The organism is Cryobacterium adonitolivorans (assembly GCF_004402695.1).
Taxonomy (GTDB): domain Bacteria; phylum Actinomycetota; class Actinomycetes; order Actinomycetales; family Microbacteriaceae; genus Cryobacterium; species Cryobacterium adonitolivorans.
The window spans coordinates 1-12,190 of sequence record NZ_SOFL01000010.1 but is presented as its reverse complement, the minus strand read 5'-3'; the positions used below and the strand labels follow the sequence as shown (position 1 = coordinate 12,190).

The window sequence follows — 12,190 nt, the reverse complement described above, 5'->3', positions numbered from 1 at the left end:
AGCGGCCCCGCAAAACCCTCAAACGCCGCACCCCAGCCGATTTGCTCAGCGAGCTAGTCTCGGGGAAGGAATTAGCCCCTGTTGCTTCCACCGTTTGAATTCGCCCATGCGTTTCGGGACATTGAGGTTACGAGACACTCCACTTCATTTGAAGCTTGTGCGGAAACACGCTGGCGCAATATTTGCGGTACTGAGCTCAATGCGTCGGGCTTCGCAGATATTCCGCTACTTCGGGTTTGAGGCGGGGTCAGTAAGGAAGTAGGTCCATGCGTTCGTTTCCGGTGACCCACGGAGTGACATCGAGCGAGTAACCGGGGGTACGCGTGATCCGCTTGTCCCTCCGGGTGGGATCTTCGAACTCCATGCCGCCAGAGAATCGCAACCACGAACCAACTACTTTGGTTCCGATTCGCGCGGTTACGAGGTGAATGGGGTTGATGTCTAGAGCAATGAGGAACGCTACTAGGCGGGTCTCGCCGACGGGGAATAGCTCAAGGAGGTACCAATCGTCGAGTTGTACATACCAGATCCCGGAATGTTCCACTTTGCAGGTGATGCCCGTTGCGCCACTGTGAAGTGTCCAAGTGCTATAAGACTCCTCGGTGACAAAGGACACTTCCTGCACAGTCGGCGCGAGGAGTGGCGTCACGACATCCCGAAGTGCTGAGAGGGTCAGATCGTTGCGCATGACGAGAGCCTAGGCCCAGCACCGCCCTGGCATATGTAGCCCGCGCAATTAGAGTGCGCGCGGGTGCTTTCTTCGACAGGGGCCGTCCCGAAACCCTACGGATATGAGGCGTCTCCTGCGCGGCGCCGGCGGCACCAACAGGCTCTGCCGATGTCTCGTTTCCCATGGGTTTCGGGGCACTTGGGTTACGAGACATTCACGATCTGACAGAACGAGGACCGACCCTGTGTACGAGCGGGTTCTCTGTCGATGGTTCCTGCGCGCCTGGGCTTCTGATTGCGGCCAACGCATCTACCGCACAGGCGTCACAGCTGTGAAGACGTCCACGCGACCTGGATATGCGCTCACTCGCTCGGCAACGGCCGGGCTCATGGTGCGCAGCCACAGCCAGGCCGCGTCTATAGTCCCGCCGCCAGCGATCAAGTATTCGTCTGAAGCGTCAGCCTCAATGCCCTCCATGAACGCTTGGTGGAGATCAAGCGTGTCTGCCGGTCTGAGCTTGTCCGGAGAGCCCGGCAGCATCGGCTGCTCGAACGTGTCAGGTAGCGCCCATCGGGCATCAACGATGCAACCCTGGCGCCATGTACCCGTCACAAGCACAATCAAACCCTCTAACGGCAGGCCGAAACCGACTCTCATCTGGACGTAGCAACGGCGTGCCGGCTCTCAACCTCGTGGGCCCCGTGTCTCGTATCCCATGGGGATACGAGACAGAAGGAGACCTACTGGTCGAGGTGGGACGAGCTGGTGGTGAGACGTCTTCGTTCAGGAACGATCTCATCCCACAGGATGTCTAGTCAGCATTTCTTGAAACTGTCGAAAGAGATTCACTTGGTCGAAATGCCATCCTGTTAGCTTGCCAAAGGACCAGCCGCACCGGCCGTATGGCGAGCGGGCACATAAGGAGCACCAGCATGATGAAGCGCGAACTACTTGGGACTCTTCTCGTGCTTGCCATCGGATCACTCGCACTAGGGGGTTGCTCCACCACTTCCGGAGGCGCGATTGCGGCCAGCGGAACGGCCACCACCATTATGGCAACAACCGGTTCGGGACCGGCGGACGCGGGGAACGAAGCACTCCTCAAGGGCGAGCTCACGATCACAGACGGGTGCGTGACGATCAATACGGCTTCTGTGCCGATCTTCCCGAATACTGCTAGTTGGGACGGCACCACCCTCAATTGGGAGGGTGCAGCCTACGTGCTGGGAGACACAATTGCTCTCTCCGGAGGACAAGCAGACATCGTCAGTGACCTGCCCGCCGAATGCAAGTCGTTCACGGCATTTTATGTATCAGGTACAGCGAGATAGGGACTGACCATCACCATTGTGGGCCTGCCGGCGTCGCTGGGTCTGCAAAGACGGCAGAGTTCTCTTGCGCACCGGCCCCCGGCCGCCGCAGAGAGAACGGCACAATCAGTGGTGGTGTGTCGCGCAACTGATGTGCCTCATATCCCATGGGTTTCGACACGCGGAGGTTACGAGACAAGTGAAGTGCTCACTGTCGTGACGTTCCACGCAAGGGGACCCTCAGCGGGTCAAAACCTTAAGACCATCGTGTCCGAATTGCCGGCCCGTCCCGCGACCACGAATCCGTTGCGCACATAAAGAGCGCGCGCTCGCTCGTTTTCATCCTCGACACTCAAGCTCAATCCCCGGAGGCCACGATCCGCTGAGGCCCGTTTGATCCGCTCAAGAAGAACGCGGCCCACGCCCTGGCCTCGATGAGTGCTCACTACGCTTATGCCCAGCTCGGGGATGTCCTCGTCAACGAATCCATATCCCGGATCTTGGCGTCCGTTTTTGCCCTAGATGAAGGTATGGATGCCGCCTCGCTCGAGCCTGTTGGTGACGCGGACTCCTGCAAGATCTGTGCGCAGTCAGAACTGGATGCCGCCGAACGGAATCGTGGGCGGGAAGGGGATTACCGACGGCGCGCGCCCCCACCCGAAGATGTACGAGACTACAACCGCAACCACGACCGCCACGATCAGTCGCACCCACCACGGGCGGAACCACGGTGGGACCATGATCGCGGCGAAAACGAGCAGCGCGCACAGAATCGCCAGGACGACTCCAGAGGCATACCCGGTCTGCTGAGAATTTGCGTCCGTTCCCCAGCACCCACCGTAGCCGCACCAGCCCAGCCGGGCCGCAAACCAGAGCGGATATCCGATCAGAAGCGCAAGCGGCACAGTCCAGAACAGATGTGAGACTGATTTACTGAAACCCGCTGGTTCCTTTAGGTGTGTTCCCCAGTTAGTCAATATTGACTGCTCCCGAGGTGGCGAACCCTCCGGATTGGATCGACGCGTGCATTGAGGACGTGCCGTTTGCCGAAATCTTTCCTGGTGTTTGGAGCAGCACCTTGACCTTGGGGTCGATCATGGTGGTAGGGGAGAAGGTCAGATCCTTGTTAGTCGAGCCAGATGCCCCCTCTACTTTGATCGTCAGCGTGTGGGCTGAACCGTCGCGCGAGACAACGTTGAGTCCATTTATGGCATCGAACTTGCTCACGATGAGCGTCAAGTCTCTGCCGAGCGACACTGTCATTTGTCGGAGGGCGACACCAGTGCATGCGCTGCTAGATGGACGGGCGTCTACAATGAGGTCACCGCTTGTAGACACGGTGGACCCGTTCACGCTAGAACTCCCCGGAGCCATGGTGCACCCCGGACTGCTGGAAAGACTCTGAGACCAGGAGGGGGCAGCATTCGCCGCCGCGGTTTGGTTCATCCATTGCTTACAAGTGATAGCCGACGAGGGAAGTATTCCAGCTGTGAAAATCTGGTATGGCGCAACCGATGGTTTTGGCACTGCGACTCCTGCCGAGATCGTTCCGGTGATTGATCCCTTGCTTATGAGCGCCTGGTGGGACAGGCCGTCGATGACGGTGAAGGTTCCGCTCGTAGACACTGACCCTCCAATCTTCGCGCTCGACTGGAACCGCACATTGCCAACTGCCGCGACGGATCCGAGCACCTGCGGTGTTGAGTCCATAACCACCGTGCCGCCAGAGTAGACGTCTCCCTCGATCCGGCAATTGTTGGTGACGTGCACATTGCCGGAGGCGAAGACCGAACCGGCGATTGCCCACAATTTCCCCCATCGGTTTCCTGAAAGATTATTGGGGGATAGCTTGAGATGTATGCCACCCGCTTGGGGGAAATAATTGGCGACTTTCTGGGCTCTCCTGACATATCCGTGGGTGGAGGTGTCTCGAAACCCTAGAGATGCGAGGCAGGTCAAGACACGAGACAAATCTCCTCAATGCTCGGCCATTCATCGCAGGCGTCCAGGGGACACCCCAGTTCGGGGCAGGCGGGACCCGAGTGGCATGTTCCGGACATTATTGAATGGACGGGTGAATCCGTTCGGCGCGAATTGACCACTTGGCTCCCGCGAATGCTGGCAACAACTTTTGAAGGACGAAAATGAGCAAGCTCGCTTCCTGCTTCGTTGCCGCCGGGCTAGCCGCGCTGGTATTGTCAGGTTGCGCTACGCCTCCCGTAGCCGAACCTAATGATGCTGCGGGGGCCAGCGCTGTAATGGGAGTGGATACCGAGCAGGTCCTGCCATATAGTCCGCCCGCCGACGCGTCCATTCCCGGCGACGATGAGTTCTGGGAAGCAAATTACGCTCCGCTTGGAACCGCCACCGCAGCCATCGAGGAGCAATTTCCGGATGAGTTCGGCTACGCGTTCTTCGACAAGACCCCCGCCATGCATGTGGCGTTCAAGGGATCAGCTCCGGCCGAAGCCGTCGTACTTCTACAGAACACCGGCTTGCCCTTCGTCATCGTCGAGTCTGTGGGTTTCAACGCAGCTGACTACCAAGCGGCAGCCAACGAGGTGTCCAGGCAGACCCGCCAGTACGTCTCCGCCGAACGACAGGTGCAGGTCTCCCAGAGCTCTTCGACTGTGCCGGGCCTAATCGAAGTTAGCTTCCAGTCGCTCGACCCGACGCTGACCACCGACCCGGGACTGGCCGAGTCCATTGACGTAGACCCGCCCTTCAGCGTGGCGTTTGATGCCACAAACACCTCACCAGTCACCATGGGTGTAGGCACCGAGCAGGTCCTTCCGCCCATCGACAAATAGCGCGCCCGCACGCAGTGAGCGGAATTGCGCCCATCACTGCCGAGCCAGCGACCGGAGACTGTCAGATGCGAGGCGCATGACTAGTGGCCTGAGGCGATCCAGGCAAGGCGAGCGGCGATCAACTGAGTGCAGTTGAGGCGGCGAATGCGCGGGCTGCCGGCCGCCGCGCGATCGATGATCACCGGGCACCGACGACGCCTCCGGCAAAGCGCGCGAACTGGTGGACGCGACTCTGGCGTCGCGCAGGTTGACCACATCGTGCATTCAGGCACACATTTGGGGCGGAACCGCGTTGCCCGAAGGCGGTCGACCAGCCTGCAGCGGTTCTTCATCGCTGGATAGCTGCCCGCCGGTGCTGGGATGCCCCTCACCCCGCGCATTATTGATGGCCGGAAGCCAAAGAAGCGGGTTCACCGGCCGACGCCTGAGGCAGAATTATCAGCTCAGCATTGCCGCACGGAGCTGTGCGACATCTGAGACCGGTTGGAAGATGAAGTCTCCGACGGTTGCGGGAGCGAAGGTGACTTCTAAGGGCATCGGGCCGTGCTGAATCGTCAGAGCGAGTGCCTGAGCGTTGCGAATTCGGAGCGATTCCGATACGGCCGTGACTGCGGTAATTGCCGTTCGATCGACGCGTGCGACCATCGTCGCCTTGTCGCTCGACCCGTCCCATAGGGTGATGGATTTCGCGTCAACAGTCAGTGCCGCATACATCGTTCGCGCATTCCAGGCGTCTCCCTGCAGTGCGGGCGCGAGTCTGCTCACGTCCTCTTTGAGACCTTCTGACTTGAAGATCGCGTATACCTGGCCTGGATAATCGTCCTGCAAGAACTCCAGGAGGCCTCGGGTGGTCGACGCAGCCGCTCTATAGAGAAGACCGACGATCACAGCAGCCAGAACCAGGGCGCCGAAGAAAAGGCCGAAGAACACCATCGCCTTGCCGCTGTTACCGTCCGCAGCCCGCAGGATCCGGTGGCCAGTCAGCCATACCATCGCGAGGATTAGGGCAGTGTTCGGCGCGACAACTCCCCACCTCATTGACCTAAGCATCATCAGAACCCAGCACCATGGTCCTATACGCCTGCACGCGGCGCCGGTATTCCTCCCGGCTTATCAGAGGCTCACCCGCGGACCGAACAACGAGACTTGTCGACTCGTCAACCAGCTCTACATGTGGGTACCCAAGACGACTCGTCGTGTAGCCAACCGCGATCTCCGCTTTGACCGCCAGACCCACGTAGTACATGAGAAGAAAGCTCAAGCCCATACTGCCTGCGAAGATGGCCGCTAGCGTCGCGACGACCGGACTATTGAAAGTGGACTGAGTAACTATGATCGCGACCACCGTCGCAATCGCTGCCGCTAGCGAGAGTGCACCCAAGCAGACCGCCCAAATCCATAGGCGACGCATCGAGAGACCCGGAACCCTCTCGCGGGTACGCATCTGGATATTGTTCACTAGTCCCACCTCTGGTACTCGCCACCTGCTGTAGTGACATTACCGAACGTATCGCTCATGACAGCCGGTACACCAACCCGCTACTCACACCCCGTCCAGCTGCCCGGATTCCGGTCACCGCCGCAGCACTCCACTTCGCATTGGGACATCCGAGCGTCGACCGGCTAGCGAGCCCGGTGGCATCGGATTGAGTCAGTTCAGGGTCTTGTATCCCATGGGATACGAGGCAGTCAGGTTAAGCGACACATCACGCAAGGCAAGTCACCGGTGACCAACTATCAAACCAGGCGCTACCGCCTCTTCTGTGGCACAGAGTCCGCCCATGTGGGTTTTTCGAGAGCCTGAAAGGACGATGCTGACGCCATGACATTGAGTGCGGGAGAGGGCTCCTGCAGCACGGTGCGCACCTCGCATTGGGCTATCGGCTGATGTGTTCGATGTAGAACAGCCCGGCACCGAGGGTGATTCCCAGCGTCACGATTCCAGCAATCATCCGGGGCAGCCACCGTCTGGACCAAGGTGCGGCGGCCATCACCGCTCCGGCGATCAAACCGCCGACGGTGAGCGTGCGGACCGCTTCTCCTGCCTGGTTGGCCTCCTGATTGGGGAAGAGGCACTCACCACCGAAGTTACCGCACCACGTGATGAAGGCGAGGACATAGGTGACGAGCCAGATCAGCAGGACCGCGGGCACAGCCCAGACCAGGTGCAGCTGCCGGCGTGCTGAATCGCGCCATCCCTCGTCTTGGTCGGTCATCGGCCCACCGTAGCGTAACCGGGCCCGGCGAAGATGCCCGGAATTGAACACGTGACCTACGATGCGAGCGCTGTCGTTGCAGCTTCGTCATCAACCGCCAGCACTGCCGCCGCGAGCATCGGCTGGTGAAGCGCTCAATCAACTTACGTCCATTCGACCTCCATCCTCGTCGTACAAAGTGATGTGTCCCAGAACTCCTTGTGTATAAAAGGCATGGGATACGAGGCACATATGTTTCGAGACAGTTTGTGGGACTGCAGGTGGCGCTTGCGCAAGCTCCAAGAGGTGACCTTTGCATTTCGAGAGCACGGCCGGAAGCGACCACACGTCTCTAAGAACGATGCCTCTGCAAAACTTTAGAGACGCTGGGGAATCGCTTTCACCTCGGCAGATCGCTTACGATTCGTAAGACTTCGCCTCAGCGGGCAGCCTGCCTATTCTGTTCGCGGCGTATCAGCTGATCCCGCAATTCCGGCGAGACCGACGAGGTAATGGGTTCCGACTTCCACGCTCGTGATCGCTTTGAGCTTGTAGCCGAGAGGCGACGAATGCCATGTTGCGTCGGGACGAACCTCATGGAGGTAGACATACTTCTCACCGACTTCGTCTACGGTTCCAATCCACATGGCGGCGCGCTCCTTCTCCTTTTGGATGCTCAGTAGAGCTCCGCTCAGGCCCAGCCCTTGAAGAAGGTCAGCTGTGGAATTCAACCTAAGTGCGGATGGGTATCTAGGAGGCCATTCTGGTCGTGTTCTGGCGTACGCCGACTCGAAGGTTCTGTCTGGCTTGATCCGCTTCACATCACGGATACGAAAGGCGATGTAGCCATCAAAGAACCCGCCATCTGAAGACCGCGCGACAAGCGCCCACCGCTTGCCGACGAGCACCACGAAACCGTCAATCCGGTCGGCGAATTTGAGTTTTCGCTCTATGCGGACGATTCGTTGGTCGCCGATCGCATCACCGAGCCTCTTACGTATCCGCTTTGTAGTCCCCATGGGAGCGAAGCCTACTTCTGTTACAGAGGTTCGGCCTCTCGCATCCTGACTGCTCAAGACACCTCCGTCTCCGCCAGGCCTTGGGCCAGGAGGTGCCTGTTCATGTCTCACAAGCGATGGGATATCAGCTGGGCTCGCGGTGCGGCGTTCGGGGCGGTAGTCGATCGATCAAAGTCCTATCCGAAGGTGCTGGTTAGCTACGCCGCATCGGGGCAGAGCTCCACCGGAAGCGGATTCAATGCGAGGGTTGCCGACGTGTTGGTCTGCGTCAGCATCGAGGTCGAGTTCGTGGGCGACCGGGTTGATGCATACATGCCACCGTCTATCGCTGCCGTGGAATGCCCCGCCGACGTACAAAAATACTTTGGCGGAAGCGAATTGGTCACGCTTGAAGAAGTGTTCGCAGCATCTCCATGACGTTGGCGATCTCACCGGAGTTGTAGGGCTGACGCGTATGCGGACCTAAGGCCTGTCCGATAGGGGATCCTCCACCGGACACTCGTGCGCCCGTCGCCATCTCGACAATTGTGACTTTCGGCGCTGTGTGGCGGAGTTCTATGATCGCTATTTGGCGCGAGCCAGCTCACTCGTGAATTGAGTCCCTAGCAAAAACGCTCCTCGTTGAACTGCTGTGTGCCGCCCTCCATGGTCCACGCCGCTGCGAACGGCATGAGGTCCTCGATGGTGACCACGCGTACGCCTTGGGCAGTCGGAAGCAGCACCCTGATCCCCGGGTAATAATCAAAGAGCACCTGCCTGTCCCGCCCGCAGGGTCCAACAACACCGCGCCCATGATTGCCAACAGCGACAATTGTCGTCATGTCTCGTCCGCCTTGCGCACGCGCCGCGCTCAGCGCAACCAGCTCGGCGCAAGGACCACCGGTGAAGTGAAACAGATTCACCCCGGCGAACATGCGACCAGCGGCGTCCCGGACTGCGGCACCCATGGTGTGTGCACCATCCTCATTGGGGCCGGCATCCGTGTTGGCGTCAATCACCGCTCTTGCAAACTCAATGAGCTCAATGTCGGCGGCCGTCGGCAATTCGAGTTCAGCGAGAGAGAGCATGAGGGACATCCTACGGTTCGCGACGATTCCGAATCAGGCCCGGCCGCAAGACAATCCGATCGGACAACGGGCCCGTCCTGCGGATGCCGTTCCAGAGGAGTCCTAGAGGCGGCTTCTGTCTTGTATCCCATGGGATACAAAGCACTTAGGTTTCGAGACATTCGCGCCGCGGGTGGGCTGCCTACTCCCGGCGGTTCCTTTGCGGCTGTTACAACAGACTCATCGATGTGACGCGGTGGGTGACGGCTGACATTTGTTGGCTGGGTACCCGTCGCACAGTTGCACGCGGGATGAAGCGTTTCAGCAGACGTTGCAGCAACGCGACGAGGTTGAGGTCGAACCATCCCAGACATTGCCCCAGTGATGCCGACCGAGCCCACCAGAAGTAGGTGAGCCACGCAACAAACCCAATCGGAATGACCAGCCACAGAAGGAATCCGCGGATCGTGAGCAGGAGTAGCGCCGCTTCCGGGGGGATGTTGTTCACGTAGTCACGTCGAAACTTCAAGACATCCTCCAGAGGAAGCAATCGTGCCGTCGAATTCGGGTATTGCGGCTTGATGATTTTGAGTCCTCAGTGACCTTTGTCCATGATGGCATTCCATCCGAGCTTCTTCGCTCAGGACCCATGAGTGGAGAGGACTTCCGATCCTCGTGCTCTCCGGCCCCATTTCTGTCTCGTATCCGTACGGATGGGAGACGTCTCACGCGCCAAGTCGGGGTGGCTCAAGGATCGATCCCCACTTTCGTAACCCATGTGTTCGACACATTGAGTCCTGAATCACGCGTGAGGGGCATCAAACTCCAGCCATCAAGCCGAGTGAACGAGCGCGGCGTGACCATCGTCACGTCTCGCATCCGTACGAGGCACTTAGGTTTCGAGACCTTCGAGCCCACGCGGTCGCCCACGCTTCCACAACCACTGGACGCTGGAAATTGTTGGCACCATCCCCTATGGTCGCGAGTGGGAGCCGGGTAGGTATCTACCTCCCGCTTCCCCGAGGAAGGACCTCCATGGCTTCTCGAGCCCCCGTGCTGACTTTGGCCGCGTTCGCCGTGCTGGCGCTTAGCGCCTGCTCCACTACCGCTGGCGCTGAGGAGGCACCGTCGGGCACCGGGGGAATGATCGAGATGGCAATTTCGGAATCCTGCATTGAGGGTTCGGATTCCCAGTGCGTATCTATCAACGGCACGAGCGTCGTGCTCCCAACTTCATTCGAAGAAGCCGGGATTAAAGATTCCAGTGTCGCCGAAGATGGACAGAACATGGTTGACGTGACGTTCAACGACGAGGGGACGAAGGTTTTTCAAAGACTCACGAAAGAGGCCGCCGACGCCGGAGTATCGGTGCGCCTGGTCATAAGGATCGGGGGCGAGCTGCAGGCTTCGGTCTTGGTATTGGATGCGATGACGGGCGATCAGGCACAACTTGGGTTCTCATCAGAGGTCAATGCTCAGGAAATGCTCGAACAAATCCAAGCAGGCAGCTGATTAGCGCGGGCCCCCTCCCGCCACCACGGGTGAGAAGCCAGAGGCTCCCTAAGGTCGCCACGCCCGTTCCGCGGCGTCTCGTAACCCTAGGGATTCGAGACGTCTCCTCGACGTGATCTGGACTTTCTCCGAAATCACCTGAATCTCACTACGGGTCGAGTCTCATAACTACGTCGCATAACCATTGACGTGAATTACAGTGCGCATCGTTAGTTATGAGACAACTAAGGAGTGCTGTGATCAAGCTGATTGGCTACGCGCGGATATCGACTCGGCAGCAAGACACAGACGTGCAGCGGGCCGAGCTCTTGGCGGCGGGTGTGCGGCGTGACGACCTATATATCGATCAGGGGAGTTCCGGAGCGCGGGCAGCTTGTCCCCAGTTTTATGCCTCACTCACCGCGCTTGAACCTGGCGACACATTCGTGATCGCGACGCTGGATCGTCTGGGGCAGTCGACGCTGAACGTTCTTGCCTTCTCCAAAAGGCTTAGCGGCCAAGGCGTTGAGCTTCGCGTCCTCGATCTGGGCGGCGGCGACGTCGACACAGGGACACCGACGGGATCCATGCTGTTCACGACCATGGCTGCTCTTGGGCAGATGGAACACGAAATCAAGCGTGAGCGCGTGCTCGACTCGATCGATAGACGCCGAAGGGCCGGCAAGAACCTTGGTGGCCGACCGCGAAGAATCACGAACCGACAAATCCGCAACGCCAACCGACTCATCGAAGCCGGAGAACCAACGGCACAGGTCGCACGCGACTTCGGTATGTCCCGCGCCACGTTCTACCGCGGGGCCCGCACCCTGGGACTGTTGCCAGATCAGTCCGGTGACGAGACCCCGGAAAGTGACGGTGCGAGTTAACGAGTACAGACTCCCACGAGCTGGTCTGCGGTTTGTCCGAACTAGAAGGCAGCAGTCCGAAGTAGCGTGTCACGTGACAAAATGTGCCCCCAGGCAGATTCGAACTGCCGCCCCTGCCTCCGGAGGGCAGTGCTCTATCCCCTGAGCTATGGGGGCCCAGGAACCTCTAGGTTAGCATCCCTGGGCGGACCTCTTCGCGCCGATTGATGGCCCCGTTGCCGAACCGGACGATTAGAACGGGGGAGGGTCGTCGACGCCGAGTCGAGGCACGGACGCCGAGGGCCTGACCGGCGATGGTGCCGGTGCCGGGTCGATGGGGTTGGCTGGTCGGTTGTCGTAGCTGGCTGGGTCGTTGCTGGTGGGGTCGTAGCTGGCTGGGTCGGTGTTGGTGGGGGCTGAGGTGTAGGTCTTGCCGCTGGGGGTGGTCCAGGTCAGGGCGCCGCCTGGGCCCTGGCTGGTTGTGAAGCTGGATTGGTGTTTCAGGCGGTGGCAGCTCTTGCAGAGGTGCACGAGGTTGTCGACGTCGGTGGGGCCGCCGGTGTTCCAGGCCCGGGTGTGGTCGATCTCGCTCAAGCTCGCGCGCCGGTTGCAGCCGATCCCTTGGCAGGTTTGGTCGCGGGCTTGTAGGTAGCGGCGCATGTCGGCGGGCGGGTCGTGGGTGACGCGGCCCATGCTGAGCCGGCAGCCGGTCTCGGGGTGGGTGAGGATGCGGGTCCAGCTGGTGGCCGTTCCCGCGATCCGGCGGGCGGTCTCGGGGTCGAT

The 12,190-nt window shown here is 59.8% G+C and carries 17 protein-coding genes and 1 tRNA gene; 6 read left to right on the top strand and 12 right to left on the bottom strand.

The features are described 5' to 3' along the window. Positions 1–247 precede the first annotated feature (247 nt). Positions 248–688: a hypothetical protein gene (locus E3O42_RS04170; RefSeq protein WP_134452671.1), complete on the bottom strand. Its 441-nt coding sequence runs from the start codon at positions 686–688 to the stop codon at positions 248–250. Between the two features lie 914 nt (positions 689–1,602). On the opposite strand from E3O42_RS04170, the gene E3O42_RS04165 reads away from it, so the two are divergent. Further along, positions 1,603–2,001, top strand: a complete 399-nt coding sequence (locus tag E3O42_RS04165) for a hypothetical protein (protein WP_134452670.1) — start codon at positions 1,603–1,605, stop codon at positions 1,999–2,001. 227 nt (positions 2,002–2,228) lie between these two features. On the opposite strand, the gene E3O42_RS18900 is transcribed toward E3O42_RS04165, so the two are convergent. From E3O42_RS18900 to E3O42_RS04150, 3 genes are all read right to left on the bottom strand, one after another. After that, positions 2,229–2,435 (bottom strand): GNAT family N-acetyltransferase, encoded by a 207-nt coding sequence (locus E3O42_RS18900; protein ID WP_420897859.1) that lies wholly within the window; start codon positions 2,433–2,435, stop codon positions 2,229–2,231. Positions 2,436–2,570: 135 nt separating this feature from the next. Next, positions 2,571–2,885, bottom strand: coding sequence for a hypothetical protein (locus E3O42_RS04155; RefSeq protein ID WP_134452669.1), 315 nt, complete (start codon positions 2,883–2,885; stop codon positions 2,571–2,573). 64 nt (positions 2,886–2,949) lie between these two features. Continuing rightward, positions 2,950–3,207 (bottom strand): hypothetical protein, encoded by a 258-nt coding sequence (locus tag E3O42_RS04150; protein WP_134452668.1) that lies wholly within the window; start codon positions 3,205–3,207, stop codon positions 2,950–2,952. A gap of 262 nt (positions 3,208–3,469) precedes the next feature. On the opposite strand from E3O42_RS04150, the gene E3O42_RS04145 reads away from it, so the two are divergent. After that, the gene (locus E3O42_RS04145; protein WP_134452667.1) at positions 3,470–3,712 is read left to right on the top strand and encodes a hypothetical protein; all 243 of its coding nucleotides are present in this window, start codon (positions 3,470–3,472) and stop codon (positions 3,710–3,712) included. Between the two features lie 412 nt (positions 3,713–4,124). Continuing rightward, a complete protein-coding gene (locus tag E3O42_RS04140; RefSeq protein WP_134452666.1) occupies positions 4,125–4,790 on the top strand; it encodes a hypothetical protein in 666 nt (221 codons plus the stop codon). A 438-nt stretch (positions 4,791–5,228) separates the two neighbouring features. On the opposite strand, the gene E3O42_RS04135 is transcribed toward E3O42_RS04140, so the two are convergent. From E3O42_RS04135 to E3O42_RS04120, 4 genes are all read right to left on the bottom strand, one after another. Further along, positions 5,229–5,783: a hypothetical protein gene (locus tag E3O42_RS04135; protein WP_134452665.1), complete on the bottom strand. Its 555-nt coding sequence runs from the start codon at positions 5,781–5,783 to the stop codon at positions 5,229–5,231. A 49-nt stretch (positions 5,784–5,832) separates the two neighbouring features. Next, the gene (locus tag E3O42_RS04130; protein ID WP_134452664.1) at positions 5,833–6,249 is read right to left on the bottom strand and encodes a hypothetical protein; all 417 of its coding nucleotides are present in this window, start codon (positions 6,247–6,249) and stop codon (positions 5,833–5,835) included. Between the two features lie 418 nt (positions 6,250–6,667). Further along, positions 6,668–7,006 carry a hypothetical protein gene (locus E3O42_RS04125; RefSeq protein WP_134452663.1) on the bottom strand — a complete coding sequence of 113 codons (339 nt, stop codon included), beginning with the start codon at positions 7,004–7,006 and terminating at the stop codon, positions 6,668–6,670. Positions 7,007–7,440: 434 nt separating this feature from the next. After that, complete coding sequence (locus E3O42_RS04120) at positions 7,441–8,004, bottom strand: hypothetical protein (RefSeq protein ID WP_134452662.1); 564 nt, start codon at positions 8,002–8,004, stop codon at positions 7,441–7,443. A 102-nt stretch (positions 8,005–8,106) separates the two neighbouring features. Here E3O42_RS04120 and E3O42_RS04115 point away from each other — a divergent pair, with 102 nt between their 5' ends. Continuing rightward, the gene (locus E3O42_RS04115; protein WP_134452661.1) at positions 8,107–8,421 is read left to right on the top strand and encodes a hypothetical protein; all 315 of its coding nucleotides are present in this window, start codon (positions 8,107–8,109) and stop codon (positions 8,419–8,421) included. Between the two features lie 185 nt (positions 8,422–8,606). Here the strand turns inward: E3O42_RS04115 and E3O42_RS04110 are convergent, their stop codons facing one another. After that, a complete protein-coding gene (locus tag E3O42_RS04110; protein WP_134452660.1) occupies positions 8,607–9,071 on the bottom strand; it encodes a cytidine/deoxycytidylate deaminase family protein in 465 nt (154 codons plus the stop codon). Between the two features lie 208 nt (positions 9,072–9,279). Further along, entirely contained in the window at positions 9,280–9,558 is a 279-nt protein-coding gene (locus E3O42_RS04105) for a hypothetical protein (RefSeq protein ID WP_134452659.1), read from the bottom strand. A 527-nt stretch (positions 9,559–10,085) separates the two neighbouring features. Here E3O42_RS04105 and E3O42_RS04100 point away from each other — a divergent pair. Further along, positions 10,086–10,562 (top strand): hypothetical protein, encoded by a 477-nt coding sequence (locus tag E3O42_RS04100; protein ID WP_134452658.1) that lies wholly within the window; start codon positions 10,086–10,088, stop codon positions 10,560–10,562. Positions 10,563–10,798: 236 nt separating this feature from the next. Next, positions 10,799–11,428, top strand: coding sequence for a recombinase family protein (locus E3O42_RS04095; RefSeq protein WP_134452657.1), 630 nt, complete (start codon positions 10,799–10,801; stop codon positions 11,426–11,428). An 84-nt stretch (positions 11,429–11,512) separates the two neighbouring features. On the opposite strand, the gene E3O42_RS04090 is transcribed toward E3O42_RS04095, so the two are convergent. Both E3O42_RS04090 and E3O42_RS04085 read right to left on the bottom strand, forming a co-directional pair. Continuing rightward, positions 11,513–11,584: transfer RNA gene (locus tag E3O42_RS04090), tRNA-Arg, on the bottom strand. A 75-nt stretch (positions 11,585–11,659) separates the two neighbouring features. Continuing rightward, positions 11,660–12,190: HNH endonuclease signature motif containing protein (locus E3O42_RS04085; RefSeq protein ID WP_174844218.1), on the bottom strand; the 531-nt coding region annotated here is incomplete at its 5' end.

What these genes read in the sequence shown, in the direction of transcription:
- E3O42_RS04170 (WP_134452671.1), bottom strand. Translation starts at nt 688, where the DNA reads ATGCGCAACGATCTGACCCTCTCAGCACTTCGGGATGTCGTGACGCCA.
- E3O42_RS04165 (WP_134452670.1), top strand. Translation starts at nt 1,603, where the DNA reads ATGATGAAGCGCGAACTACTTGGGACTCTTCTCGTGCTTGCCATCGGA.
- E3O42_RS04140 (WP_134452666.1), top strand. Translation starts at nt 4,125, where the DNA reads ATGAGCAAGCTCGCTTCCTGCTTCGTTGCCGCCGGGCTAGCCGCGCTG.
- E3O42_RS04135 (WP_134452665.1), bottom strand. Translation starts at nt 5,783, where the DNA reads ATGGTATGGCTGACTGGCCACCGGATCCTGCGGGCTGCGGACGGTAAC.
- E3O42_RS04125 (WP_134452663.1), bottom strand. Translation starts at nt 7,006, where the DNA reads ATGACCGACCAAGACGAGGGATGGCGCGATTCAGCACGCCGGCAGCTG.
- E3O42_RS04120 (WP_134452662.1), bottom strand. Translation starts at nt 8,004, where the DNA reads ATGGGGACTACAAAGCGGATACGTAAGAGGCTCGGTGATGCGATCGGC.
- E3O42_RS04115 (WP_134452661.1), top strand. Translation starts at nt 8,107, where the DNA reads ATGTCTCACAAGCGATGGGATATCAGCTGGGCTCGCGGTGCGGCGTTC.
- E3O42_RS04110 (WP_134452660.1), bottom strand. Translation starts at nt 9,071, where the DNA reads ATGCTCTCTCTCGCTGAACTCGAATTGCCGACGGCCGCCGACATTGAG.
- E3O42_RS04100 (WP_134452658.1), top strand. Translation starts at nt 10,086, where the DNA reads ATGGCTTCTCGAGCCCCCGTGCTGACTTTGGCCGCGTTCGCCGTGCTG.